General features: G+C 39.4%; 23 protein-coding genes, 7 tRNA genes and 2 pseudogenes. 28 read left to right on the top strand and 4 right to left on the bottom strand.

Going from position 1 to position 24,318, the window contains the following annotated elements; translation table 11 throughout:
• Positions 1–46 precede the first annotated feature (46 nt).
• The 3 genes from crcB to CS889_RS05845 are packed head-to-tail and all read right to left on the bottom strand — an operon-like array spanning position 47 to position 1,502.
• Entirely contained in the window at positions 47–439 is a 393-nt protein-coding gene (crcB, locus tag CS889_RS05855; protein WP_001054940.1) for a fluoride efflux transporter CrcB, read from the bottom strand.
• 56 nt (positions 440–495) lie between these two features.
• A complete protein-coding gene (locus CS889_RS05850) occupies positions 496–1,167 on the bottom strand; it encodes a uroporphyrinogen-III synthase (RefSeq protein WP_089087111.1) in 672 nt (223 codons plus the stop codon).
• Between the two features lie 2 nt (positions 1,168–1,169).
• A complete protein-coding gene (locus CS889_RS05845; protein WP_000888794.1) occupies positions 1,170–1,502 on the bottom strand; it encodes a rhodanese-like domain-containing protein in 333 nt (110 codons plus the stop codon).
• A 71-nt stretch (positions 1,503–1,573) separates the two neighbouring features.
• On the opposite strand from CS889_RS05845, the gene CS889_RS05840 reads away from it, so the two are divergent.
• From CS889_RS05840 to CS889_RS05765, 15 genes and pseudogenes are all read left to right on the top strand, one after another.
• Positions 1,574–4,414 carry an FAD-binding and (Fe-S)-binding domain-containing protein gene (locus CS889_RS05840; protein ID WP_172825125.1) on the top strand — a complete coding sequence of 947 codons (2,841 nt, stop codon included), beginning with the start codon at positions 1,574–1,576 and terminating at the stop codon, positions 4,412–4,414.
• 39 nt (positions 4,415–4,453) lie between these two features.
• Complete coding sequence (locus tag CS889_RS05835; RefSeq protein WP_089087109.1) at positions 4,454–5,158, top strand: di-trans,poly-cis-decaprenylcistransferase; 705 nt, start codon at positions 4,454–4,456, stop codon at positions 5,156–5,158.
• Positions 5,152–5,838 (top strand): ABC transporter ATP-binding protein, encoded by a 687-nt coding sequence (locus CS889_RS05830; RefSeq protein WP_000959635.1) that lies wholly within the window; start codon positions 5,152–5,154, stop codon positions 5,836–5,838. Before CS889_RS05835 ends, CS889_RS05830 begins: the two co-directional genes overlap by 7 nt.
• 313 nt (positions 5,839–6,151) lie before the next feature.
• Positions 6,152–7,425, top strand: a pseudogene (purD, locus tag CS889_RS05820) (phosphoribosylamine--glycine ligase).
• A 49-nt stretch (positions 7,426–7,474) separates the two neighbouring features.
• Entirely contained in the window at positions 7,475–7,954 is a 480-nt protein-coding gene (locus CS889_RS05815; protein WP_001257455.1) for an RDD family protein, read from the top strand.
• A gap of 2 nt (positions 7,955–7,956) precedes the next feature.
• Positions 7,957–10,218, top strand: a complete 2,262-nt coding sequence (locus CS889_RS05810; RefSeq protein WP_000641087.1) for an LPS-assembly protein LptD — start codon at positions 7,957–7,959, stop codon at positions 10,216–10,218.
• 13 nt (positions 10,219–10,231) lie between these two features.
• Positions 10,232–10,936, top strand: a complete 705-nt coding sequence (locus CS889_RS05805; RefSeq protein WP_172825124.1) for a phosphoribosyltransferase — start codon at positions 10,232–10,234, stop codon at positions 10,934–10,936.
• A gap of 2 nt (positions 10,937–10,938) precedes the next feature.
• Positions 10,939–13,005, top strand: a complete 2,067-nt coding sequence (locus tag CS889_RS05800) for a polyribonucleotide nucleotidyltransferase (RefSeq protein ID WP_089087107.1) — start codon at positions 10,939–10,941, stop codon at positions 13,003–13,005.
• Positions 13,006–13,136: 131 nt separating this feature from the next.
• Positions 13,137–13,454 carry a F0F1 ATP synthase subunit C gene (locus tag CS889_RS05795; protein ID WP_000669961.1) on the top strand — a complete coding sequence of 106 codons (318 nt, stop codon included), beginning with the start codon at positions 13,137–13,139 and terminating at the stop codon, positions 13,452–13,454.
• A gap of 74 nt (positions 13,455–13,528) precedes the next feature.
• Positions 13,529–13,615: transfer RNA gene (locus CS889_RS05790), tRNA-Leu, on the top strand.
• Between the two features lie 53 nt (positions 13,616–13,668).
• Positions 13,669–13,755: transfer RNA gene (locus CS889_RS05785), tRNA-Leu, on the top strand.
• 282 nt (positions 13,756–14,037) lie between these two features.
• Positions 14,038–14,553: a serine O-acetyltransferase gene (gene cysE / locus CS889_RS05780; protein WP_000886348.1), complete on the top strand. Its 516-nt coding sequence runs from the start codon at positions 14,038–14,040 to the stop codon at positions 14,551–14,553.
• 227 nt (positions 14,554–14,780) lie between these two features.
• A pseudogene (locus CS889_RS05775) lies at positions 14,781–14,957 on the top strand (IceA2 protein); the annotation flags it as partial.
• 329 nt (positions 14,958–15,286) lie between these two features.
• Positions 15,287–16,276, top strand: a complete 990-nt coding sequence (locus tag CS889_RS05770; protein ID WP_089087106.1) for a DNA adenine methylase — start codon at positions 15,287–15,289, stop codon at positions 16,274–16,276.
• A 187-nt stretch (positions 16,277–16,463) separates the two neighbouring features.
• The gene (locus tag CS889_RS05765) at positions 16,464–17,132 is read left to right on the top strand and encodes an HAD family hydrolase (RefSeq protein WP_089087105.1); all 669 of its coding nucleotides are present in this window, start codon (positions 16,464–16,466) and stop codon (positions 17,130–17,132) included.
• Positions 17,133–17,140: 8 nt separating this feature from the next.
• On the opposite strand, the gene CS889_RS05760 is transcribed toward CS889_RS05765, so the two are convergent.
• Positions 17,141–18,877 carry an ABC transporter ATP-binding protein/permease gene (locus tag CS889_RS05760; protein ID WP_089087104.1) on the bottom strand — a complete coding sequence of 579 codons (1,737 nt, stop codon included), beginning with the start codon at positions 18,875–18,877 and terminating at the stop codon, positions 17,141–17,143.
• 190 nt (positions 18,878–19,067) lie between these two features.
• On the opposite strand from CS889_RS05760, the gene CS889_RS05755 reads away from it, so the two are divergent.
• The 13 genes from CS889_RS05755 to rplL all read left to right on the top strand — a co-directional run bounded on the left by CS889_RS05755 (position 19,068) and on the right by rplL (position 24,205).
• Positions 19,068–19,143, top strand: a tRNA-Thr gene (locus CS889_RS05755).
• 27 nt (positions 19,144–19,170) lie between these two features.
• Positions 19,171–19,255, top strand: a tRNA-Tyr gene (locus tag CS889_RS05750).
• Between the two features lie 16 nt (positions 19,256–19,271).
• A tRNA-Gly gene (locus CS889_RS05745) sits at positions 19,272–19,348 on the top strand.
• Between the two features lie 30 nt (positions 19,349–19,378).
• A tRNA-Thr gene (locus CS889_RS05740) sits at positions 19,379–19,453 on the top strand.
• Positions 19,454–19,579: 126 nt separating this feature from the next.
• Positions 19,580–20,779: an elongation factor Tu gene (gene tuf / locus CS889_RS05735; protein ID WP_001040582.1), complete on the top strand. Its 1,200-nt coding sequence runs from the start codon at positions 19,580–19,582 to the stop codon at positions 20,777–20,779.
• 55 nt (positions 20,780–20,834) lie between these two features.
• Entirely contained in the window at positions 20,835–20,993 is a 159-nt protein-coding gene (gene rpmG, locus CS889_RS05730; protein WP_000865159.1) for a 50S ribosomal protein L33, read from the top strand.
• Positions 20,994–21,032: 39 nt separating this feature from the next.
• Positions 21,033–21,108: transfer RNA gene (locus CS889_RS05725), tRNA-Trp, on the top strand.
• A 138-nt stretch (positions 21,109–21,246) separates the two neighbouring features.
• Positions 21,247–21,426, top strand: a complete 180-nt coding sequence (secE, locus tag CS889_RS05720) for a preprotein translocase subunit SecE (RefSeq protein ID WP_001045903.1) — start codon at positions 21,247–21,249, stop codon at positions 21,424–21,426.
• Positions 21,427–21,455: 29 nt separating this feature from the next.
• Positions 21,456–21,983, top strand: coding sequence for a transcription termination/antitermination protein NusG (gene nusG, locus CS889_RS05715; RefSeq protein ID WP_000384125.1), 528 nt, complete (start codon positions 21,456–21,458; stop codon positions 21,981–21,983).
• Positions 21,984–22,000: 17 nt separating this feature from the next.
• The gene (gene rplK / locus CS889_RS05710; RefSeq protein ID WP_024422275.1) at positions 22,001–22,426 is read left to right on the top strand and encodes a 50S ribosomal protein L11; all 426 of its coding nucleotides are present in this window, start codon (positions 22,001–22,003) and stop codon (positions 22,424–22,426) included.
• 51 nt (positions 22,427–22,477) lie between these two features.
• Positions 22,478–23,182 (top strand): 50S ribosomal protein L1, encoded by a 705-nt coding sequence (gene rplA, locus CS889_RS05705; protein ID WP_001085846.1) that lies wholly within the window; start codon positions 22,478–22,480, stop codon positions 23,180–23,182.
• Between the two features lie 108 nt (positions 23,183–23,290).
• Entirely contained in the window at positions 23,291–23,785 is a 495-nt protein-coding gene (gene rplJ / locus CS889_RS05700) for a 50S ribosomal protein L10 (protein WP_001171746.1), read from the top strand.
• 42 nt (positions 23,786–23,827) lie between these two features.
• Complete coding sequence (gene rplL / locus CS889_RS05695; RefSeq protein WP_001018233.1) at positions 23,828–24,205, top strand: 50S ribosomal protein L7/L12; 378 nt, start codon at positions 23,828–23,830, stop codon at positions 24,203–24,205.
• Positions 24,206–24,318 lie beyond the last annotated feature (113 nt).

Raw genomic sequence — 24,318 nt, 5'->3', positions numbered from 1 at the left:
AGGCTCTGCTTCAATCAAGCGTTAAGGAAATGCTAGAAAGCGTTTTTTAATTAACGCCTATAAAATTTTTAGCCAAAAACCACCCAATGGCCACCCCAATAAGCCCTAAAAGGTTAGTGCCTAAAACATAAGAAATGGCTTCAAGGTATTGGGATTTTTGCAAGAGTTTTAAAGTGTCTAACCCATAAGAAGAAAAGGTCGTAAAACCCCCTAAAACCCCGGTTACAAAGAAAATCCCAAAATCATCGCCAAAAACTTTTTTAGCGGCCAAATGCCCCATAAAGCCGATGACAAAACACCCTATGAGATTCACGCTAAAAGTCCCTAAAGGGAAACTTTCAAACATTAAAAATTTACTGGGCATCATTTTGCCCACAAAATACCTTAACGAACTCCCTATAGCCCCTCCTAAAGCGGCCCATAAAAAGACAAGATTCATGCATCATCCTTTAAAAAACCATTGAGAGCATTATAATAAGATATTTTTAACATTCCTTAACTTTTCAAATTTAAAGCCAGTTCTAAACACGCTTCTAAGGAGGGCTTTTGAGCTATATAGCTTTGAATGCCTTTCTCTTGTAAATAATGAGCGGTCGTGTTGCCAATGCTTATAGCGGTGTAACTTTTTAAAAATTCAAAATAGTGTAAAAAGGCTTTTGCATGGCTTATAGCGGTAAAAATGAGAACGCTCTTTTCTTTGGGTTTTAGGGCGTTTTGTTCGCTTAAAGTCAAATGTCTGAGCTTGTTTTCATAAACAACGGCTTGTTGAAGATTAATGCCATGCTCTAAAAGAATGGTATCTAAAGAAGAGGCAATTTCTTTTGCCCTGAGATACAAAACGCTTTTTTTTTCTAATAAAGGAAGGATTTCTTTGGCGAACTCTTTACCATGGGCTTTTTCCCCTATAAAGGCGACTTTAAAATGGTAATCTTGTAAAGTTTTGGCGGTGGGTTCGCTCAAAGCGTAAGCAGGAATGTTTTGTAACGTTTTGAGTTTGGGGCTGTTGTTTAGGGTTTCTAACAAGGAAAACACCGCATTTTTAGAAGTGAAAATCAGGGCGTTAAAAGGGGTTGGATCTAATTCTAAAGGATAGTAGCAAAATTCATTTAAAATGAGAGTCTTATAAGGGGCGATTCTTTGAGAATGCACCCATACAATCTCCCTCATGCCTAGTTTTTTTTAGCACAAGTGTCATCATAGACCATTCTAAAGCCGTATTTTTCAAAATCATAGACATTGCCCTCTAAATAATAGGGCGTATAGCCTAATTCATGCATGCTTTTAGCCGCATCTAAAGCCCTGCGGCCAGCCCTGCAATGGAGCAACACTTTTTGATCTTTGTGTTGGGCTAAAAAATCAGCGAGCTTTTCTTGGTCATTGACGCTAATGAGCGTAGCGTTAGGCAAATGCAATTCCTCATATTCGTCCAATTCGCGCACATCTACGACGATAAAATCATTGAAATTGACTTCTTCTAAACTGATTGCATAATCTTCAAGCATGTTTATCCTTAATTGTTAAAGTAAGGTTATGTTACAATGATTTGATAAATAGGAATGTTTAAGGAGTGTGCGTGGAAGAAAATTATCATGCTTTTTTTACCGAAGCGAGCGGGTTTTTAAACGAGCGGATCTTTAAGGATTATTTACGCCGTTTGGCTTATGGCATTGATGCGTCATGTTATCGTTATATCCCTAAAATAGTCGCTTGGGTGAAAAATGAAGAAGAAGTCCAAAAGCTTTGTGTTTTAGCCAAAAAGCATGGCGTTACATTGACTTTTAGAGCGGCTGGGAGTTCCTTATCAGGGCAAGCGAGTTGCGATGGGGTGCTAGTTATGGTTACGCATTTTTTCAAAGCCGCTCACATTTTAGACAACGCTCAAAGCATTCAGCTTTCATGCGGAGTCATAGGAAGCCATGCGAACGATTTATTAAAACCTTACCATAAAAAAATAGGCCCGGATCCCGCTACGATAAACACCGCTATGATAGGGGGGATTGTCGCTAATAACGCTAGCGGGATGTGTTGCGGGGTGGAGCAAAACAGCTACAAAACCCTAAAATCCTTAAGAGTCATTTTAGCTGATGGCACTCTTTTAGACACGGCCAATCAAGAGAGTATTGAGGGTTTCAAAAACGCGCGCAAGGATTTGATTGAAGGGGTTTTGAATTTAAGAGAAGAGATCTTAAAAGACAAAGAATTGCATGCTCTAATTAAGAAAAAATACGAGATCAAAAACACCACCGGCTATAGCTTAAACGCTCTCATTGATTTTACAGATCCGATTGAAATCATCAGTCATTTATTCATAGGCTCTGAGGGGACTTTAGGCTTTATTTCAAGCGTGGGATTAGAATGCGTGAAAGACTACGCTTATAAAACTTGTGCGTTATTGTTTTATGAAAATTTAGAGCAATGCGCCAAAGTCGCTCAAATCTTAGCCGCTTTAAAAGCCAAACAGCCTGAAATGATTTCTTCAGCAGAGCTTATGGATTATGCGTCTTTAAAGAGCGTGAAAGGTTTAGAGGGCATGCCTAGCGTGATTTTAGAAATCAAAGAGCCTAACGCATGCTTACTCATTCAAAGCGAAAGCGATGATCCTTTAGTTTTAGAAAACAACATGCAAACGATTTTAAACGCTTTGAATGCGGTACCGGTCGTTTTAGATTCTCAAATCAGCAGTGATCCTAATATTTATCAATCGTGGTGGAAGATCAGAAAAGGCATTTTCCCTATCGCAGCATCAAAAAGAAAAAGCCAAAGCTCTGTGATCATTGAAGACGTGTGCTTCAGCAAAGAGGATTTTGTAGAAGGGGCAAAAGCGATTGAAGGGCTTTTAAAAAAACATGGCTTTAAGGATAATGGTATTATTTTTGGGCATGCGTTAAGCGGGAATTTGCATTTTGTCGTTACGCCGATTTTAGAAAATGAAACCGAAAGAAAGGCGTTTGAAAATTTAGTTTTTGAGATGTTTTTAATGGTGAGCAAAAGCTCTGGCTCTATTAAAGCCGAACATGGCACAGGCAGGATGGTAGCCCCTTTTGTGGAAATGGAGTGGGGAGAAAAAGCTTATAAGATCCACAAACAAATCAAGGAATTGTTTGATCCTAATGGCCTTTTAAACCCTGATGTGATCATCACAAACGATAAAGAAATCCACACTAAAAATTTAAAGAGCATTTACCCTATTGAAGAGCATTTGGACATGTGCATGGAATGTGGGTTTTGTGAAAGGATCTGCCCCAGTAAAGATTTATCCTTAACGCCACGACAACGCATCGTTATCCACAGAGAGGTAGAGCGCTTAAAAGAAAGGGTCAGTCAAGGTCATGATGAAGATCAGGTTTTATTAGATGAGCTTTTAAAAGAGTCTGAATATTTAGTGCACGCCACTTGCGCGGTGTGCCATATGTGTTCTACCCTATGCCCTTTAGAAATTGATACCGGAAAGATCGCTTTAAATCATTATCAAAAAAACCCTAAAGGCGAAAAGATCGCTTCAAAGATCCTAAATCACATGCAAACGACCACAAGCGCGGCTCGTTTTTCTTTAAAAAGCGCTTTCGTGGTTCAAAAACTCATAGGCCCTCACAACTTGGTGAACCTAACCAAAGGGATTAAAAAATTCATCAAACCTTTCCCCAAAGCCTTTCATTACATGCCCAAAAACAACGCCTATCCTTTAGAAAATAAAACGCACAAAAGCGGAGAAAAAGTCATTTATTTCAGCACCTGCATCAACCGCTCGTTCGCTCCATCAACCAAAATGGCGGATAAAAGATGCATTCAAGAAGTGTTTGAATCTTTATGCCAAAAAGCCAAGGTTTCTGTGGTGTATCCTAACGGATTAAACGCGCTTTGTTGCGGGAAAGCCTTTATCCATTACACTGACTTAACCAAACAAAACAATGAAAAAAACCATGCGATTTTTTTACAATTAAGCGATAACGGCAAGATACCAATTGTTTTAGACCATAGCGCATGTTCGACGCACTTTATCAAACAAATGAAAGCTTATAAGGATTTGAAAGTCTATGATTTGAGCGTCTATATTGAAGAAGTTTTAAGCCCAAAATTAAAATTCAACCCCATTAACGAAGACATAGGGTTATACACGATGTGCGCTTTAAAGTTAGAAAATAAAGAAGAGCTGTTATTGAATTTGGCTAAAAAATGCACTTTGGGCGAGATTGTTATCCACAAAGAGACGGGTTGTTGCGGTTTTGCGGGGAATAAGGGCTTTTTCACCCCTGAATTGAACGAGAGCGCTTTAAACGGCTTTCAAGCGTTTTACCAATCCTATGATCTTAAAAGGGGCTTTTCCACTTCTAGTACTTGTGAAATCGGGTTGAGTGAAAAAACCCAATTCGCTTGGCAGCATATCGCTTATTTAGTGGATGCTTGCACGCTTTAATGGTGTATAATTAAGGACTTTCTTTAAAGGGTAAAGGCATTGGATAGCACTCTCAAACATCTTGCCATTATTATGGATGGTAATGGCAGGTGGGCTAAATTAAAGAATAAAGCTAGGGCTTATGGGCATAAAAAGGGCGTAAAAACCCTTAAAGACATTACGATCTGGTGCGCTAACCATAAGTTAGAATGCTTGACTTTATACGCTTTTTCTACGGAAAATTGGAAACGCCCCAAAAGTGAAGTGGATTTTTTAATGAAAATGCTTAAAAAATACCTTAAAGATGAGCGATCCACTTACTTGGATAATAACATACGCTTCAGGGCGATAGGGGATTTAGAGGGCTTTTCTAAAGAACTAAGGGATACGATTTTGCGGCTTGAAAGTGATACCAGGCATTTTAAGGATTTTACGCAAGTTTTAGCCCTTAATTACGGATCTAAAAACGAGCTTTCAAGGGCGTTTAAAAGCTTGCTAGAAAGCCCGCCTAGCCATATCAATAATATAGAAAGCCTAGAAAATGAAATTTCTTATCGTTTAGACACGCATGATTTACCGGAAGTGGATCTATTGTTACGGACAGGGGGGGAAATGCGCCTATCCAATTTTTTATTGTGGCAGTCCAGCTATGCGGAATTGTTTTTCACGCCGATTTTATGGCCTGATTTCACCCCTAAAGATTTAGAAAACATCATTAGCGATTTTTACAAAAGAGTGCGCAAATTTGGGGAATTAAAATGCTAGTAGAAATAGAGAATTTGACTAAAACCTATGGGAGTTTAAAAGCGTTAGACAATATCAGTTTAAAACTACCCAAACAGCAATTCATAGGGCTTTTAGGGCCTAATGGGGCGGGTAAAACCACTCTGTTAAAAATTTTAGCCGGGTTGAATTTGAACTATCAAGGGGAAGTGAAAATTTTAAACCAAAAGATCGGTATAGAGACGAAAAAAAGCGTGGCGTTTTTAAGCGATGGCGATTTTTTAGATCCCAAATTAACGCCTTTAAAAGCGATCGCTTTTTATAAGGATTTTTTTAGCGATTTTGATGAATCAAAAGCCCTAAATTTGTTAAAACGCTTCAGCGTGCCTTTAAAAAGAGAGTTCAAAGCCCTTTCAAAAGGCATGAGGGAAAAATTGCAGCTGATTTTAACCCTGTCACGAAACGCTTCTTTGTATCTTTTTGATGAGCCGGTGGCTGGGATTGACCCTATTGCAAGAGAAGAGATTTTTGAATTAATCGCTAAGGAGTTTAGCCAAAACGCAAGCTTGTTAGTCTCTACGCATTTGGTGGTGGATGTGGAAAAGTATTTAGACAGCGCGATTTTTTTAAAAGAAGCTAAAGTGGTGGCTTTTGGGGATGTGGGGGAATTAAAAAAAGGGTATAGCAGTTTGGAAAGAGCGTATAAAGAAAGGTTGAAATAAATCAGTCAGTTTCTCTTAAAGCGCCTAAACGCTAATCAAAACTATCACGGATCGCTTGAATATTTTTGCATGGAATTTCTTTAAAATTTAAGTATAATTGTAAGCATCGCCTGGGTGATTTGCGTTTCTTATTTGATGGCAAGTTCGTTGAAAAAATAAGTTAGGCTAAGGTAGTGGTTTTTGTGTGATGGCATTTTTTAAATCTGCCCCTAAGAAGATCCTCCTAGCCTTAATAGTGTAGGTTTGTTGAACTTATGCGCATGTAAAAGTAGCGGTCATCTGGGTTTAAAAACAACCACATTTTAGGGAAGACATGAAAGATAACAATAACTATAATGTTTTAATTGTGGGGAATAAGGGGCGAGAGTATGCTTTGGCTCAAAGGCTTCAGCAAGATGAGCGAGTGAATGCTTTGTATTTTTGTTTGGGTAATGGTGGCACTCAAGATTTAGGCGAGAATCTGGAATGCGAACATTACGAGCATATCGTGGAATTGGCCCTTAAAAAACAGATCCATTTAGCCATCATTTCAGAAGAAGAGCCTTTGATTTTAGGGCTTACAGAGAGGTTAGAAAAAGCGGGTATTTTAGTGTTTGGGGCTTCTAAAGAAGCGGCGAAGTTAGAGGCTTCCAAAAGCTACATGAAAGCTTTTGTTAAAGAGTGCGGTATCAAAAGCGCGTCTTACTTTGAAACAAACGACTTAAAAGAAGCCCTCAATTACATTCAAAACGCTTCTTTCCCCTTAGTGATTAAGGCGTTGAATAAAAACACAAGCATTGTCCATCATCAAGAAGAAGCGCTAAAAATCCTTGAAGACGCTTTCAAGCAAAGCAATGAGCCTGTGATCATAGAGCCTTTTTTAGAGGGATTTGAGCTTTCAGTTACAGCGCTCATAGCCAATGATGATTTTATCTTGTTGCCCTTTTGCCAAAACTACAAACGCTTATTAGAGGGGGATAATGGGGTCAATACAGGAGGTATGGGGGCCATCGCTCCTGCAAACTTTTTCTCTAATGAATTAGAAGAGAAAATAAAAAATCATATCTTTAAACCCACTTTAGAGAAACTTCAAGCTGACAACACGCTTTTTAAAGGGGTTTTACTCGCTGAAATTGTAATCATAGAAGAAAAGGGCGTTTTAGAGCCGTATTTATTGGATTTTAGCGTGCGTTTTAAAGACATTGAATGTCAGACGATTTTACCCCTTGTAGAAAATCCGCTATTAGATTTGTTTTTAGCCACAGCCAAAGGGGAATTGCATTCTCTTGAATTGGTGTTTTCTAAAGAATTTGTGATGAGTGTGGCGCTTGTTTCTAGGAATTACCCCACTAGCTCTTCGCCCAAACAAACCCTTTATATTGATCCGGTTGATGAAAAAAAGGGCCATTTGATTTTAGGGGAGGTGGAGCAGGATAATGGCGTGTTTGAAAGCAGTGGGGGAGGGTGATCTTTGCCATTGGCAGAGGAAAATCGTTATTAGAGGCTAGAAACCATGCTTACGAAATCGCTCAAAAGGTGCATTTTGAAGGCATGTTTTATCGCAAGGACATTGGTTTTAAGGTGTTGGATTTGAAAGAATATTCTTAAAGGTTAAAGTTTAAGACAAATGAAGGGGGTTTGTCTTGTTTGTTTTTGAATGCGCTCTCCAAATTTAGAAAAAGAAGAAACTGAAATCATAGAAACACTCCTTGTGCGTGAAAAAATGCGTTTATGCCCCTTGTATTGGCGCATCTTAGCGTTTTTAACCGATAGTTTATTGGTGGCGTTTTTATTGAGCGATCTTTTAAGGGCATGCGCTTTTTTACATTCTTTATATTGGCTGACTAACCCCATTTATTACAGCGCGTTTGTTGTGATGGGTTTTATCATCTTGTATGGCGTTTATGAAATCTTTTTTGTGTGTTTGTGCAAGATGAGTTTAGCTAAACTGGTTTTTAGGATTAAGATCATTGATATTTATTTAGCGGATTGCCCCAGTAGGGCTATTTTATTGAAGCGTTTAGGGTTAAAAATCGTGGTTTTTCTGTGCCCCTTTTTATGGTTTGTGGTGTTTAAAAACCCCTATCATAGGGCGTGGCATGAAGAAAAAAGCAAAAGTCTTTTGGTGTTGTTTTAATCATGATTTATTGGTTGTATTTGGCGGTCTTTTTTTTGTTGAGCGCATCAGACGCTAAAGAAATCGCTATGCAACGATTTGACAAACAAAACCATAAGATTTTTGAAATCCTTGCGGATAAAGTGAGCGCTAAAGACAATGTGATAACCGCCTCAGGGAATGCGATCTTATTGAATTATGACGTGTATATTCTAGCGGACAAGGTGCGTTATGACACCAAGACTAAAGAAGCGTTATTAGAAGGCAATATCAAGGTTTATAGGGGCGAGGGTTTGCTCGTTAAAACCGATTATGTGAAATTGAGTTTGAACGAAAAATATGAAATCATTTTCCCCTTTTATGTCCAAGACAGTGTGAGCGGGATTTGGGTGAGCGCGGATATTGCTAGCGGGAAGGATCAAAAATATAAGATTAAAAACATGAGCGCTTCAGGGTGCAGCATTGACAACCCTATTTGGCATGTCAATGCGACTTCAGGCTCATTTAATATGCAAAAATCGCATTTGTCAATGTGGAATCCTAAGATTTATGTCGGCGATATTCCTGTATTGTATTTGCCTTATATTTTCATGTCCACGAGCAACAAGCGCACCACCGGGTTTTTATACCCTGAGTTTGGCACTTCCAACTTAGACGGCTTTATTTATTTGCAACCCTTTTATTTAGCCCCCAAAAACTCATGGGATATGACCTTTACCCCACAAATCCGCTATAAAAGGGGGTTTGGCTTGAATTTTGAAGCGCGCTACATCAACTCTAAAGACGACAGGTTTTTATTCAACGCGCGCTATTTTAGGAATTACACCCAATACGTCAAACGCTATGATTTGAGGAATCAAAATATCTATGGTTTTGAATTTTTAAGCTCCAGTAGGGACACTTTACAAAAATACTTCCATCTTAAATCCAATATTGACAATGGGCATTACATTGACTTTTTATACATGAACGATTTGGACTATGTGCGTTTTGAAAAGGTCAATAAGCGTATCACAGACGCCACGCACATGTCTAGGGCGAATTACTATTTGCAAACAGAAAACAATTATTACGGCTTGAATATCAAGTATTTTTTAAACCTGAATAAAATCAATAACAACCGCACTTTCCAATCTGTCCCTAATTTGCAATACCATAAATATTTAAATTCTTTGTATTTCAGGAATTTATTGTATTCAGTGGATTATCAGTTTAGAAACACCGCGAGAGAGATTGGCTATGGCTATGTGCAAAACGCTTTGAATGTGCCGGTGGGTTTGCAATTTTCTTTGTTTAAAAAGTATTTGTCTTTAGGGCTTTGGAATGATCTCCAATTGTCTAATGTGGCTTTAATGCAATCTAAAAATTCCTTCGTGCCTACGATCCCTAATGAATCAAGAGAATTTGGAAACTTTGTGTCTTCGAATTTTTCCATGTATGTGAATACGGATTTAGCCAGAGAATACAACAAGCTTTTCCACACGATCCAACTGGAAGCGATTTTCAACATCCCTTATTACACCTTTAAGAATGGCTTATTTTCTCAAAACATGTATGCTTTAAGCGCGCAAGCTTTAAACAGCTACACTTCGCCTTTATTGAGGGATTACGATTATCAAGGGCGTTTGTATGACTCCGTGTGGAATCCTAATAGCATTTTACCTAGCGATGCGAGCAATAAGACGGTGAATTTAACCCTAACGCAATACCTTTATGGCTTAGGGGGGCAAGAGTTGTTGTATTTTAAAATATCGCAACTCATCAATCTTGACGATAAAGTTTCGCCCTTTAAAATGCCCCTAGAAAGCAAGATCGGGTTTTCGCCCTTAACGGGATTAAACATCTTTGGGAATGTTTTTTATTCGTTTTATCAAAACCGCTTAGAAGAAATCTCTGTGAACGCCAATTACCAACGCAAATTTTTAAGCTTTAACCTCTCTTATTTTTTAAGGAACAATTTTAGCAGTGGGATTAATAGCATTGTAGAAAATCCTGCGGATTATTTAAAGGCGGGTTTTAGCAACGATTTTGGGTATTTTTCCATGAGCGCGGATGTGGGTTATGATATTAGAAACAACGTGGTTTTGAATTGGAATGTGGGGATTTATAAAAAAATCCGTTGTTTTGGGATTGGCTTTCAATTCGTCAACCAAAGACGCCCTATCCTCACCGGCGATCCCAACCAACCTATAAGAGTGTTTGAAAATAACTATGTTAAGCTAGAATTAGACTTTTCACCGATCACTAAAACCAATGTAACTTACCGCTCTTTGCAGCGTAAGTAAAAAAGGAATAGATTTGAATACGGACTTTAGCCATATCACCGATATTGAGGGCATGCGTTTTATCAATGAAGAAGACGCTTTAAACAAATTGATTAATGAAATCCACACGCGCCACATTGATTTAAAAGATTCCATCATGCTCGCTTTGAGTTTTAACGCCTTGTATTTAGCTAACGCTTTAGCGCAAAAATTTGGGGCGACTTATGATATACTTTTTTTAGAACCTATCTTAGCCCCTTTAAACTCAAAGTGTGAAATCGCTTTAGTGAGTGAAAGCATGGATATAGTGATGAATGAAAGTTTAATCAATTCCTTTGACATCACTTTAGACTATGTTTATGGGGAAGCCAAGCGAGCTTATGAAGAAGACATTCTGTCTCACATCTATCAGTATCGCAAAGGCAATGCGATTAAAAGCTTGAAAGATAAAAATATTTTTATCGTAGATAGGGGGATTGAAACTGGGTTTAGAGCAGGGTTAGGCGTGCAAACTTGTTTGAAAAAAGAATGCCAAGACATTTATATTTTAACCCCCATTGTCGCACAAAATGTCGCTCAAGGCTTAGAAAGCTTGTGCGATGGGGTGATTAGCGTGTATCGCCCTGAATGTTTTGTCTCGGTGGAACACCATTATAAAGAACTCAAGCGATTAAGCAATGAAGAAATTGAAAAATACTTGGGTGCTAACAACACACCTAATTTAAAAAAGGAACATTAAATATGGATTTTATCACCATCAACTCTGGTAACAGAACCGAAGAGTTCGCTCTCAAACAAGTGGCCAAACAAGCCACTAGCTCTTTAATGTATCGCTTAGGAAAAACCCTTATTTTAGCGAGCGTGTGCACAGAAAGAGAGCCTGTGAGTGAAGATTTTTTGCCTTTAGTGGTGCAGTTTTTAGAAAAATCTTATGCAGCCGGTAAAATCCCGGGCGGTTTTGTTAAAAGAGAAGGCAGAGCGCAAGATTTTGAAATCTTAACCTCTAGGCTCATAGACAGGACTTTACGCCCTTTATTCCCTAAAGGTTACCGCTACCCTACCCAAATCACTTTAATGGTTTTAAGCCATGATATTGAAAACGATTTGCAAGTTTCTGCTTTAAACGCCGCTTCAGCCGCCCTCTTTTTAGCCCATATCGCTCCTATTAAAAGCGTGGGCGCTTGCAGGATCGCTAGGATGGATAACGAATTTGTCATTAACCCTAGCGCAAGCCTTTTGAATCAATCCAGTTTGGATCTGTTCGTGTCCGGCACCAAAGAAAGTTTGAACATGATAGAAATGCGCTCTTTGGGGCAAAAATTAAACGCTTTAGAAGAGCCTTTAATGCTAAAAGCTTTAGAGTTGGCTCAAAAAAGTTTGAAAGAAACCTGCACGCTTTATGAAGAGGCTTTCACGCCCTATCAAAACGAGCTGCTTTTCAAAGAAAGCCAAGGAATAATATTCAATGAAAGGCTGTTAGATTTATTAACAAATCAGTATTTTGATGAAATCATCAAAGGCATTGAAAGTTCTGCTTTGAGCGAGCGAGAAAATGTTTTCAAAGAAGTGGCTAGAAAAATCAGTGAAGCCCACTCAGAATTCAATTTAGAAGAAATTGAATTGTCTTTAGAGAAGGTGAAAAAAACCGAGATCAGACGCATGATCATTAAGGATAAGATCCGCCCAGATAAGCGCGCGTTAGAAGAAGTGCGGCCCATTTTGATAGAGAGTGATTTGCTCCCTATGGCGCACAGCTCCATTTTATTCACTAGGGGGCAAACTCAAAGCTTAGTGGTAGGGGTTTTAGGCACGGATAATGACGCTCAAACCCATGAGAGTTTGGAGCATAAAGCCCCTATCAAAGAGCGCTTCATGTTCCATTATAATTTCCCTCCTTTTTGCGTGGGCGAAGCGAGCTCTATTGGCGCGACTTCAAGGCGCGAATTAGGGCATGGGAATTTAGCTAAAAGAGCCTTAGAAACGAGCATTAAAAATAAAGAGCAGGTGATACGATTGGTTTCTGAGATTTTAGAAAGCAATGGTTCAAGCTCAATGGCGAGCGTGTGCGCAGGGTCTTTAGCCCTTTATGCAAGCGGTGTGGAAATTCATGATTTAGTCGCTGGGGTGGCTATGGGCATGGTGAGCGAAGGGCAAGATCACGCCATTTTAAGCGATATTAGCGGTTTAGAAGACGCCGAAGGCGATATGGATTTTAAGATTGCCGGGAATGTAGAAGGCATTACGGCTATGCAAATGGATACCAAAATGAGCGGTATCCAATTAGAGGTTTTATACCAAGCCTTACTCCAAGCCAAAAGAGCGCGGAAACATATTTTAAAAATCATGCATGAAGCGAAAGAAAAGATCGTGATCAATTTTTCCCATTTGCCCACAACTGAAATTTTTAATGTCGCTCCAGATAAAATTGTAGAAATTATCGGTCAAGGGGGGCGCGTGATTAAAGAGATAGTGGAAAGGTTTGAGGTTAAGATTGATTTGAACAAACCGAGCGGTGAAGTGAAAATCATGGGGAATAAAGAGCGTGTTTTAAAAACTAAAGAATTTATTTTAAACTATTTGCATTCTTTAGATCAAGAATTGGAGCGATACGCTATTGATGAGGTGCTAGAAGCTCAAGTGAAACGAATCGTAGATTTTGGGGCGTTTTTAAGCTTGCCTAAGGGGGGCGAAGGCTTGTTAAGAAAACAAAACATGGACAGGTGTCAAGTGGTTTTAAAAGAAGGCGATAGTATCAGGTGTAGGGTGATTAGCTTCAATAAGGGTAAAATCGCTTTGGATTTGGCTTAAAATTTTAAAAAGCGTTTTTAAAAGAGATTTTAAGCAAATTTAGATTAAAATGAGTCCTTGCTTGTATTTTTGAAAGTAGAGGAACGATTCGAAATGAAAATCAAGCCCAATTTTTGAAACGGAGTGCGAAAATGAAATTTTTAGCGTTATTTTTTCTGGCTTTAGCGGGCGTTGCTTTCGCTCATGATGGTGGCATGGGTGGGATGGATATGATTAAATCTTATTCTATCTTAGGGGCGATGATCGGTCTAGGGATTGCCGCTTTTGGTGGGGCGATCGGTATGGGGAATGCAGCCGCAGCGACCATTACAGGCACAGCGAGAAACCCAGGAGTGGGCGGTAAATTGCTCACAACCATGTTCGTGGCCATGGCGATGATTGAAGCGCAAGTGATTTATACTTTAGTCTTTGCTATTATCGCTATTTATAGTAACCCATTCTTAAGTTAAGGGTTTTTGATGAGCTAAATTATTGCTTAAAAAGCATGATTTAGCTATAATATTTTCTTATTTTTGAATTTTTAGCACTGGTGGTGGAATTGGTAGACACGCCATCTTGAGGGGGTGGTGGGAGCAATCTCGTGCGAGTTCGAGTCTCGCCCAGTGCACCATTAAGTTTCTTTAAGGAATAAGTGGGTATAATCTCACTCTTTGCTCTATACACGCCGAAGTGGTGGAATTGGTAGACACGCTAGACTCAAAATCTGGTGGGAGCAATCCCGTGTCGGTTCGAGTCCGACCTTCGGCACCATTAATAGTAATCTTTTTCAATCTGCTTTTTATCTTTTTCATTTAAAATAGTTTTATTCCTGATGGATTAGCGGGTTTTTAAGCCTTTTTAAAGGGTTGTTTAAACGAATTTGAAGGGATTAAAAGAGAGAGCGTTTTACTCTATTAATTTTTTACTCCATTTAAAGGAGCGTGAGTTTGGGTATAATAGCAAGAAAAATTTGTATCAAGTTTTATTGGAATAGATGAGAAAAATCTGCTTAAGTCATGTTGATCCAAATATATTTTAACCGGAGACTCTGTCATGCTAGATCTGTCTTATAGCCTGGAGCGTGTCTTGCAAGAAGACCCGGCAGCTAGGAATAAGTGGGAGGTGCTCTTGCTTTATCCGGGCATTCATGCGCTGCTTTGTTACCGCCTAGCGCATGCGTTGCACAAGCGGAGGTTTTACTTCATCGCTCGTGCGCTTTCTCAGTTAGCGCGTTTTATCACTGGGATAGAAATCCATCCGGGCGCTAAGATTGGAAGGGGGCTTTTTATCGATCATGGCATGGGTGTGGTGATTGGCGAGACCACAGAGATTGGAGATGATGTTACCATTTATCATGGCGTAACTCTAGGGGGCACGGGCAAGTTCAAGGGCAAGCGCCACCCTACTTTAGGCAATCGTGTGGTAGTGGGGGCAGGGGCTAAGGTCTTGGGCGCGATTTGCGTGGGCGATGATGTGAGGATTGGGGCTAATGCGGTGGTGCTTTCAGATTTACCCACGGGTTCTACGGCTGTAGGCGCTAAAGCCAAAACCATCACAAAGGATCATTAATTTTAGACAAGCGGTTGGAGTTTGCGCCATGCGGGTTGTTTTGAGGGTAAATTGATTTAATGTTACAGAGAGGGATTTTATGAGAGTTAAGCGAGTTTGTTATTAAGCTATTTTTTAGGGATTTTGTGATCAAATACTCAAATTAGGTTTATTTGTTAGTTAGACTATAGACTAGACTGATAGTTTGGCGTTGGGTATATCACAATTTATATTTTAGGAGATTTATAATGGCGGTTGTAATTAAAGTCGTTAATGGCAAAATACAGGAATATGAGAATGGTAACTATAAAAGAACTTATGGTAGTAATATCGTAGCTGCAGATACTGATGGGCATATTGTTGCTGCTGTTACTGCAAAGGGTAAAGTGGAAGAATATAAGAATGGTATTCATAAAAGAACCTACTAGAAAATAGGGTAATAGCGACAAAAGTTTTGATACATTCAGCTAGTGGGGGTGTTGCTGTTTTTTTGGCAGTATTTTAATGAGCAGTTGCGATAGAAAAAGTCTTTATTGGCAATAGGGGGGTTGTCTCGTTGTTTTAATGAAGCGATTGGTAGAGCGTGCGGTATTAAAAAACGATCATCGTTTCACATAGGATTGATTAGTTGGTTTTAAGATTATTTTAATCGTGGGGTTTAAGACTTATTCATAATCAAGTTATGTTACAATACATAAAATTTAATTTTAATAATAGCCATATTTATTTTAAAGAAGCATACAAACACAGATCAATGAACTATATCGGCTCTAAATACAAGCTCATTCCCTTTATTAAGGAAAATATCCATGCGGTTGCAGGTAACGATCTCTCTGGTGCGATTTTTTGTGATCTGTTTGCTGGGACGGGCATTGTGGGGCGCGCGTTTAAAAAAGCCGTTAATAAGGTTATTTCTAATGATTTGGAATATTATAGCTTTGTTTTGAATCAAAATTATATCGGTAACATTCAAGAAATCCCTAACCAAGAAGAGCTTATTAATGGGCTTAATAGCGTTGCTTTAAAAAAGGGTTTTATTCATTCGCATTATTCTTTGGGGGGGAGTTCAAGGCAGTATTTTAGCGAAACGAACGCTCAAAAAATTGATGCGATGCGTTTAAAAATTGAAGAGCTCAAGCTTTCTCAAAACATTGATAATTGCGCGTATTATTTTTTGCTCGCATCGTTATTGGAGAGTGCGGACAAGGTGGCTAACACCGCTTCAGTTTATGGGGCTTTTTTAAAACGCCTTAAAAAAAGCGCTCAAAAAGAACTCATTTTAAAAGGCGCTCATTTTGATGTGAGTTTAAACGCTAACGAAGTGTATCAGCAAGACGCTAGCGAGTTGATCGGAAAGATTTCAGGGGATATTTTGTATTTAGACCCTCCTTACAATGCGAGGCAATACGGGGCGAATTACCATTTGTTGAACACGATTGCCACTTATACGCCCTTTGCTCCAAAAGGCAAAACCGGCTTGCCCAGTTACCAGAAATCCTCTTTTTGCTCTCGTTTTCAAATCTTAAACGCTTTTGAAAATTTAATCAAAAAAGCGCGATTCAAATATATCTTTTTAAGCTATAACAATGAAGGGCTTATGAGCGAGACAGAGATTAAAAATATCTTAAAAAAATACGGAGCTTACTCCTTAGTTACTAAAACTTACATGCGTTTTAAAGCGGACAACAAACGCGCCCATAAAGCCGTGCACACCAAAGAGTATTTGCATGTTCTTATCAAATAAGAGTCAAAATAACCCAACCTTTAAAAAGGGGCTTTAAGTTAAAAATCTAAAGAGCGTTAGAGTTTTAAATAAGGCTTTAACGGGCAGTATTTGATTAAAACCAATCCAAACACTTCAATGATGGCAAAAATGATCGCTTAAATAAGGTAAAATGAAACCAAAATAAGCCTATAAAAAAGGGGAAATCATGGCGCTTGAAGTGGTTTTATGGGATTTTGATGGCGTGATTTTTGACAGCATGCATTTAAAATATGAAGGGTTTAAGGCGTTGTTTCAAAAGCATGGCAACGATAGTAAAGAGGGTTTGAAACAATTTGAAGTTTATCACTATCAAAGTGGGGGGATTTCAAGGAATGAAAAGATCCAATATTTTTATAATGAGATTTTAAAAACCCCTATCGCTCAAGAAGAAATAGATGCATTAGCCCTAGAATTTGGCGCTATCATAGAGCAGAAGCTTTTTGATAGGGGGCATTTGAACAGCGAAGTGATGGCGTTTATTGATAAGCATTATCAAAATTATATTTTCCATATCGCTTCAGCGGCCTTGCATAGCGAATTGCAAGTGTTGTGCGAGTTTTTAGGGATTACTAAGTATTTTAAGAGCGTTGAAGGGAGTCCGCCTGATAAACCCAAGATTATCGCTAATATCATTCAAAAATACGCCTATAACCCAAGCCGCATGCTAATGATAGGCGATAGCGTCAATGATTATGAAAGCGCTAAGGCTAATAAAGTGGCGTTTTTGGGCTATAACAGCAAGGTTTTGAAAAATTTAGTGGGTCAAGATGGCTATCAAGGGGAGTATTTGGAGAGCTTTAAGGGGTTTGATTTGCAAAACTTCGCAAAAGAGTAAAGCCAGCTTTAGCCGAGATTGTCTTTGTGTTGGCTCATGTCAATGATGACTTCACAGCGTTCGATCGTGCTTAAGCGGTGGGCGATAACGATTAGGGTTTTATTTTTAGCGATTTGATAGATTTCATCCATGATTTTACTCTCGGTTTCATTGTCTAGGGCTGAGGTGGCTTCATCTAAAACCAAAATTTCAGGGTTATCGTATAAGGCTCTCGCAATGCCTATGCGTTGTTTTTGACCGCCGCTAAGCTTAGCGCCCCCTTCGCCCACTTGGGTTTTAAGGCCTTCATGCTCGCATAAAAAATCATAAATATGAGCCATTTTGCACACCTTAATCAAGCGTTTTTCATCTATAGCGCTCCCAAAAGCGATATTATCCCCCACAGTGCCATCAAAAAGGTAAATATTTTGGGGGATATAGCCTATTTTTTTACGCCATGAGCGCCTGTTTTCGTTGGTTAAAAGGGTGTTGTCAATAAAAATTTCCCCACTTTTAGGGTAGGTAAGCCCCATAATAATATCCGCCAGCGTGGATTTCCCGCACCCGCTATGGCCTATGAGAGCGATTTTTTGACCTTTTTGAATGGTGAGGTTGAAATTCTTTAGAACCGGGTGTTTTGACTTGTAAGCGAATGAAATGTTTTGGAGAGTGATTTTTTCATTAAAGTCTAAAGGGACTAAATCCTCTTCAATAATGGTCTTAGAAAGGCTTTTAAAAACAACATTGGTTGCAAGCTGGTTGTAAGCGATTTCATTATAATAGTTGATCACTCCAGTTACAGAAGGGAGTATGCGATAAAGCGCTAGGGCATACATAGAAATGGTAGGGAGCACCATTCTAGCTTCGCCGTATTTGAATAAGATGTAAGCGACCGCTAAAATCAACAAACTAAAGCCCACGGTTTCTATTGAATACCTGGGGACCACTTGCAAAGTGGAGTAAATGATCTCAGCGTCATGGGCTTTACGGCTATTTTCTCCAAAAAGTTTGTGGGCTTCTTCGTGGTTGTCTTTGAGTTTAGTGATCTTAAAATTGCTGAAAAATTTTGAAAAGACTTTAAGCGTTTGCGCTTTGGATTTAGCGGCCATCTCACCCTTTTTTTTGATAAGGACGGTGACTTTTTTGACAATAAAAAAAATTTGTAAGGCGAGGATCGTGGTAAAAACGAGCGTTATTTTCCAATTGGTCAATATGAGCGTGGAATAGAAAAAAACGATCACGGTTATTTCGGTCAATAAACTCAAAAAAGCGTTAAAGCTCATAAACATGCCCTCCGCTTTATTGTTGATAATGTCTCTTAAAGAATCCAGGTTGTGGTTGAGGTGCGATAAATAGTTGTTTTTGATGTGTTGCAAGAAGAGTTGTTGTTTGATTTGATAAGCCTTCTTGTTGGAAAAACGCCCTCTTAAATAGGTAAAAAACACCCCATAAAACATCCTGAACAAATAAATCCCCACCAAACAGAAACTAAAGAAATACATGAGACGAACGGGAGATGAAAAATGGAAAAAATCATAGACCATTTTCCAATCTTTATCGTCTAAAGCCCTGCTAGGATCGGAAGCGAGAGTGATAAAAGGCATCAGAAGAGTTAGGGACATCACTTCCACAAAAGAAGAAAAAATAGCCATCAACACAAGCAGGAAAAAAATCATTTTTTCCTTGAAAGTGATGAGCCTATAGATTTGCTTTAAAGAACGTAAAAAATATTTTAAAGTAGGAATTTTATGTTTTTTTTTCGCCATAATTTAAGTGTCCATAAATTCTTTTATATGTAATAAGTTTGAGCTGTGTTAAGCCAAATTGAGCTAGATTATAGCTAAAATTTTAACCATGCTCTGTGCCATACTAATAATTTAGCTTTCTGTCATCATTTCTTGACAAATTAAGTATAAAACTGCTATAATCCCAAGTCTTTGATTATTTAATTTAGTCGCTGGCTTAGCTCAGTTGGTAGAGCAGCTGCCTTGTAAGCAGCAGGTCGGGGGTTCAAGTCCCTTAGCCAGCTCCAGTTAAAATGTTATTTTGCAAAGTTTTTGGTGAGATACTCAAGTGGCCAACGAGGGCAGACTGTAAATCTGCTGACTATGTCTTCCGTGGTTCGAATCCACGTCTCACCACCATGTTTGTTTTATAGATGCGGGAATAGCTCAGTTGGCTAGAGCATCAGCCTTCCAAGCTGAGGGTCGCGGGTTCGAGTCCCGTTTCCCGCTCCATTTTTAGGACAACGTTTTAGTTTTTGAGACGCCTATATAGCTCAGAGGCAGAGCACTTCCTTGGTAAGGAAGAGGTCGGCGGTTCAATTCCGCTTGTAGGCTCCAGTTTATAATCTCTTGAATGGCGATAAGACAAAAATGTCTTAAATTTTGTGGTAGCATTTAGGAATACTTAGGATTTTGTTTAGTATAATTCTAAAATCCATTTCAAAAAATTAAGGAGAAATACAAATGGCAAAAGAAAAGTTTAATAGAACTAAGCCGCATGTTAATATTGGAACCATTGGGCATGTAGACCATGGTAAAACGACTTTGAGTGCAGCGATTTCAGCGGTGCTTTCTTTGAAAGGTCTTGCAGAAATGAAAGACTATGACAATATTGATAACGCCCCTGAAGAAAAAGAAAGAGGGATCACTATCGCTACTTCTCACATTGAATATGAGACTGAAAACAGACACTACGCGCATGTGGATTGCCCAGGACACGCTGACTATGTAAAAAACATGATCACCGGTGCGGCGCAAATGGACGGAGCGATTTTGGTTGTTTCTGCGGCTGATGGCCCCATGCCTCAAACCAGAGAGCATATCTTATTGTCTCGTCAAGTAGGCGTGCCTCACATTGTTGTTTTCTTAAACAAACAAGACATGGTAGATGACCAAGAATTGTTAGAGCTTGTAGAAATGGAAGTACGCGAGTTGTTGAGCGCGTATGAATTTCCTGGCGATGACACTCCTATCGTAGCGGGTTCAGCTTTAAGAGCTTTAGAAGAAGCAAAGGCTGGCAATGTGGGTGAATGGGGCGAAAAAGTGCTTAAACTCATGGCTGAAGTGGATTCCTATATCCCTACTCCAGAAAGAGACACTGAAAAAACTTTCTTGATGCCGGTTGAAGACGTGTTTTCTATCGCAGGTAGAGGGACTGTGGTTACAGGCAGGATTGAAAGAGGCGTGGTGAAAGTAGGCGATGAAGTGGAAATCGTTGGTATCAGACCTACACAAAAAACGACCGTAACCGGTGTAGAAATGTTTAGAAAAGAATTAGAAAAAGGTGAAGCCGGCGATAATGTGGGCGTGCTTTTGAGAGGAACTAAAAAAGAAGAAGTAGAGCGCGGTATGGTTCTATGCAAACCAGGTTCTATCACTCCGCACAAGAAATTTGAGGGAGAAATTTATGTCCTTTCTAAAGAAGAAGGCGGGAGACACACTCCATTCTTCACCAATTACCGCCCGCAATTCTATGTGCGCACAACTGATGTGACTGGCTCTATCACCCTTCCTGAAGGCGTAGAAATGGTTATGCCTGGCGATAATGTGAAAATCACTGTAGAGTTGATTAGCCCTGTTGCGTTAGAGTTAGGAACCAAATTTGCGATTCGTGAAGGCGGGAGAACCGTTGGTGCTGGTGTTGTGAGTAATATTATTGAATAATCTTACTCATATAGAAGTAAAAAGTTACCATAAAGGTCGCTAATAAAGGGTTATCATGAAAGTTAAAATAGGGTTGAAGTGTTCTGATTGTGAAGACATCAATTACAGCACCACTAAGAACGCCAAGACTAATACTGAAAAACTGGAGCTTAAAAAGTTCTGCCCAAGGGAAAATAAGCACACTCTTCATAAAGAAATCAAATTGAAGAGTTAGCTCTTTCTTTTGCGTTGCAATTTAAAGGGAGGGGAGGTTAGGTCAGTAGCTCCAATGGTAGAGCGTCGGTCTCCAAAACCGGTTGTTGGGGGTTCGAGTCCCTCCTGGCCTGCCATCTACTAATTTATTCTATCAAATTTTTATTTCAATTGGGTTGTTTTTTAAGTTTTTTAATTTTAATTTAAGCTATTTTGGATAGAATTGAAAGTTCATTTTAAATGCTTTATGCATTAAGTAGGGGCGAAAAGAGACGATGAATAAATGGCTCATGCAATACAGATTGGCTAGAGAAGAGCTTTCTAAAGTGATATTTCCCATTAAAGAGCAGATACGCAACGCGCTTGTTTCTGTTTTAGTGGTGGTGAGTGCTGTCACGCTATTTTTAGCTTTGTTAGATTTTTCTCTAGGGGCTTTTGTCTCTAGTGTTTTATAAGCTAGTGGCTTTAGAGAAGGAGAATAATAATGGATTGGTATGCCATACAAACTTATTCCGGGAGCGAGCAGTCCGTTAAGAAAGCGATTGAGAATTTAGCGAATGACCATGATATAAGAGATAGGATACAAGAGATCATTGTGCCTACTGAAGATATTATAGAGGTTTCTAAAAAAAGCAAGACGAAAGTAACGGAACGAAGCCTTTATCCTGGGTATGTTTTTATTAAGGTGGATTTAGATACGGTTTTGTGGCATAAGATACAATCTTTGCCAAGAGTGAGTCGTTTTATTGGAGAAAATAAAAAGCCAACCCCATTGAGTGAAGCGGATATTGGGCATATTTTAGAGAAAATGAATAACCGAGCAGCCCCCAAGCCTAAAATCTTTTTTGAGCAAGGCGAAGTGGTGCGCGTGGTAGAAGGCCCTTTTGCAAATTTTACCGCTACGGTGGAAGAGTATGATGTGGAGCATCGTAAGCTCAAGCTCAATGTTTCTATTTTTGGTAGGAACACTCCAATAGAGATTTTGCATTCGCAAGTGGAAAAAATTATATAACTTTTTAAGGAGACAACATGGCTAAAAAAGTAGTCGGAGAAATCAAACTTCAAATCCCTGCCGGTAAGGCAAACCCTTCACCTCCCGTAGGGCCAGCACTGGGTCAAAGAGGGGTTAATATCATGGAATTTTGTAAGGCTTTTAACGAAAGAACTAAAGACATGGGGAGTTTTAATATCCCGGTCATTATCACGGTTTATCAAGATAAGAGTTTCACTTTTATCACTAAAAAGCCCCCAGTAACGGATTTGATCAAAAAAGCTTCTGGGGTTGAAAAAGGTTCTGACAACCCGCTCAAAAATAAGATCGCAAAGCTCACCTACAAGCAAGTGGAAGAGATCGCACAATTGAAAATGGAAGATTTAAACACAAGCACCATGGAAGCGGCTAAAAAAATCGTTATGGGCAGCGCTAGGAGCATGGGCGTAGAGGTTGTGGATTAATCTTATTATTGGTTTTGTTGGAATTGAAAGAAATTTTTAAGGATTAGAATCGTGGCAAAAAAAGTATTTAAAAGATTGGAAAAACTTTTTTCTAAAATTCAAAACGATAAAGCGTATGGCGTAGAACAAGGCGTAGAGGTGGTTAAATCCCTCGCTTCAGCCAAATTTGATGAAACCGTGGAAGTAGCGTTAAGACTAGGGGTTGATCCAAGGCATGCGGACCAAATGGTGCGCGGTGCGGTGGTGCTTCCTCATGGAACAGGGAAAAAAGTAAGAGTGGCTGTTTTTGCAAAAGACATTAAGCAAGATGAAGCCAAAAACGCTGGGGCTGATGTTGTTGGTGGAGACGATCTGGCTGAAGAAATCAAAAACGGCCGTATTGATTTTGACATGGTGATCGCAACGCCTGATATGATGGCGGTTGTCGGTAAAGTGGGTAGGATTTTAGGCCCTAAGGGTTTGATGCCAAACCCTAAAACCGGAACCGTTACGATGGATATTGCTAAGGCGGTTACTAACGCTAAAAGCGGTCAAGTGAATTTCAGGGTGGATAAAAAGGGTAATGTTCATGCCCCTATTGGCAAGGCGAGTTTTCCTGAAGAAAAAATCAAAGAAAACATGCTTGAGTTGGTTAAAACGATCAACCGCCTAAAACCCAGTAGCGCGAAAGGCAAGTATATTAGAAACGCCGCTCTCTCGCTCACCATGTCGCCTTCAGTGAATTTGGACGCACAGGAATTGATGGACATTAAATAGCGTTAGGAGTTTTTAATCTTAGGCTGAAGATCGTAAGAGCTAAAAAGCTTAAAATTTCTTTTTTAAAAAGATAATCTTGCAGAGGTCTAGTCTAGAAAGGAGGAAAAGATGCAAAAACAACATCAAAGGCAGCATAAAGTAGAGCTAGTCGCTAACTTAAAATCGCAATTTGATAGCGCCAAAGCCCTTTTAATTTGCGATTATAAGGGTCTTAGCGTGAAAAAGTTGGAAGCTTTAAGGAATAAGGCTCGCATTCAAGGCATTAAAGTGCAAGTGATTAAAAACACGCTTGCTCATATTGCCATGAAAGAAGCGGGTTGCGCTGATTTGGATTTGAAAGAAACCAATGTGTTTTTGTGGGGCGATGATCAAATCGCTCTCTCTAAACTCGTGTTTGATTTCCAAAAAGAGCATAAAGATCACTTTGTGTTGAAAGCGGGCTTGTTTGATAAAGAAAGCGTTAGCGTAGCTCATGTGGAAGCGGTTTCAAAACTCCCGAGCAAAGAAGAGCTTATGGGAATGTTGCTTTCTGTTTGGACGGCTCCAGCACGCTATTTTGTGACCGGTTTAGACAACTTGCGTAAAGCGAAAGAAGAAAACTAAGAGCCTTACGGCTTAATTTAAAAAAATTTGAAGGATTGGATTATGGCAATTTCAAAAGAAGAAGTGTTAGAGTATATTGGTTCGTTGAGCGTTTTAGAGCTTTCTGAATTGGTTAAAATGTTTGAGGAAAAATTTGGCGTGAGCGCGACTCCAACGGTCGTAGCGGGTGCAGCTGTAGCCGGTGGTGCAACGGCTGAGAGTGAAGAAAAAACCGAATTTAATGTGATTTTGGCCGATAGCGGCGCTGAAAAAATCAAGGTGATTAAAGTGGTTCGTGAAATCACCGGGCTTGGCCTGAAAGAAGCTAAAGACGCTACCGAAAAAACCCCTCATGTGCTTAAAGAGGGCGTGAATAAAGAAGAAGCTGAAACCATCAAGAAGAAACTTGAAGAAGTAGGCGCTAAGGTTGAAGTCAAGTAAGACTTAAACAATAGAAAGGTCTTTTGCGCCTTTCTCTGCTCTAGTGTGGCAGATTTTGCTCCATGATTTTGTTTGTGAGCGTGTGGCCTAAAGTGGTTAGTATTGCAGGTGGG

This window comes from Helicobacter pylori (assembly GCF_900120335.1).
Taxonomy (GTDB): domain Bacteria; phylum Campylobacterota; class Campylobacteria; order Campylobacterales; family Helicobacteraceae; genus Helicobacter; species Helicobacter pylori_BU.
This window is presented reverse-complemented; position numbering and strand designations above follow the sequence as displayed.

Coding starts and splice junctions, on each gene's coding strand:
- crcB (WP_001054940.1), bottom strand. CDS start 439: ATGAATCTTGTCTTTTTATGGGCCGCTTTAGGAGGGGCTATAGGGAGT.
- CS889_RS05850 (WP_089087111.1), bottom strand. CDS start 1,167: ATGAGGGAGATTGTATGGGTGCATTCTCAAAGAATCGCCCCTTATAAG.
- CS889_RS05845 (WP_000888794.1), bottom strand. CDS start 1,502: ATGCTTGAAGATTATGCAATCAGTTTAGAAGAAGTCAATTTCAATGAT.
- CS889_RS05830 (WP_000959635.1), top strand. CDS start 5,152: ATGCTAGTAGAAATAGAGAATTTGACTAAAACCTATGGGAGTTTAAAA.
- CS889_RS05815 (WP_001257455.1), top strand. CDS start 7,475: ATGCGCTCTCCAAATTTAGAAAAAGAAGAAACTGAAATCATAGAAACA.
- CS889_RS05810 (WP_000641087.1), top strand. CDS start 7,957: ATGATTTATTGGTTGTATTTGGCGGTCTTTTTTTTGTTGAGCGCATCA.
- CS889_RS05800 (WP_089087107.1), top strand. CDS start 10,939: ATGGATTTTATCACCATCAACTCTGGTAACAGAACCGAAGAGTTCGCT.
- CS889_RS05795 (WP_000669961.1), top strand. CDS start 13,137: ATGAAATTTTTAGCGTTATTTTTTCTGGCTTTAGCGGGCGTTGCTTTC.
- cysE (WP_000886348.1), top strand. CDS start 14,038: ATGCTAGATCTGTCTTATAGCCTGGAGCGTGTCTTGCAAGAAGACCCG.
- CS889_RS05770 (WP_089087106.1), top strand. CDS start 15,287: ATGAACTATATCGGCTCTAAATACAAGCTCATTCCCTTTATTAAGGAA.
- CS889_RS05765 (WP_089087105.1), top strand. CDS start 16,464: ATGGCGCTTGAAGTGGTTTTATGGGATTTTGATGGCGTGATTTTTGAC.
- CS889_RS05760 (WP_089087104.1), bottom strand. CDS start 18,877: ATGGCGAAAAAAAAACATAAAATTCCTACTTTAAAATATTTTTTACGT.
- tuf (WP_001040582.1), top strand. CDS start 19,580: ATGGCAAAAGAAAAGTTTAATAGAACTAAGCCGCATGTTAATATTGGA.
- rpmG (WP_000865159.1), top strand. CDS start 20,835: ATGAAAGTTAAAATAGGGTTGAAGTGTTCTGATTGTGAAGACATCAAT.
- secE (WP_001045903.1), top strand. CDS start 21,247: ATGAATAAATGGCTCATGCAATACAGATTGGCTAGAGAAGAGCTTTCT.
- nusG (WP_000384125.1), top strand. CDS start 21,456: ATGGATTGGTATGCCATACAAACTTATTCCGGGAGCGAGCAGTCCGTT.
- rplK (WP_024422275.1), top strand. CDS start 22,001: ATGGCTAAAAAAGTAGTCGGAGAAATCAAACTTCAAATCCCTGCCGGT.
- rplJ (WP_001171746.1), top strand. CDS start 23,291: ATGCAAAAACAACATCAAAGGCAGCATAAAGTAGAGCTAGTCGCTAAC.
- rplL (WP_001018233.1), top strand. CDS start 23,828: ATGGCAATTTCAAAAGAAGAAGTGTTAGAGTATATTGGTTCGTTGAGC.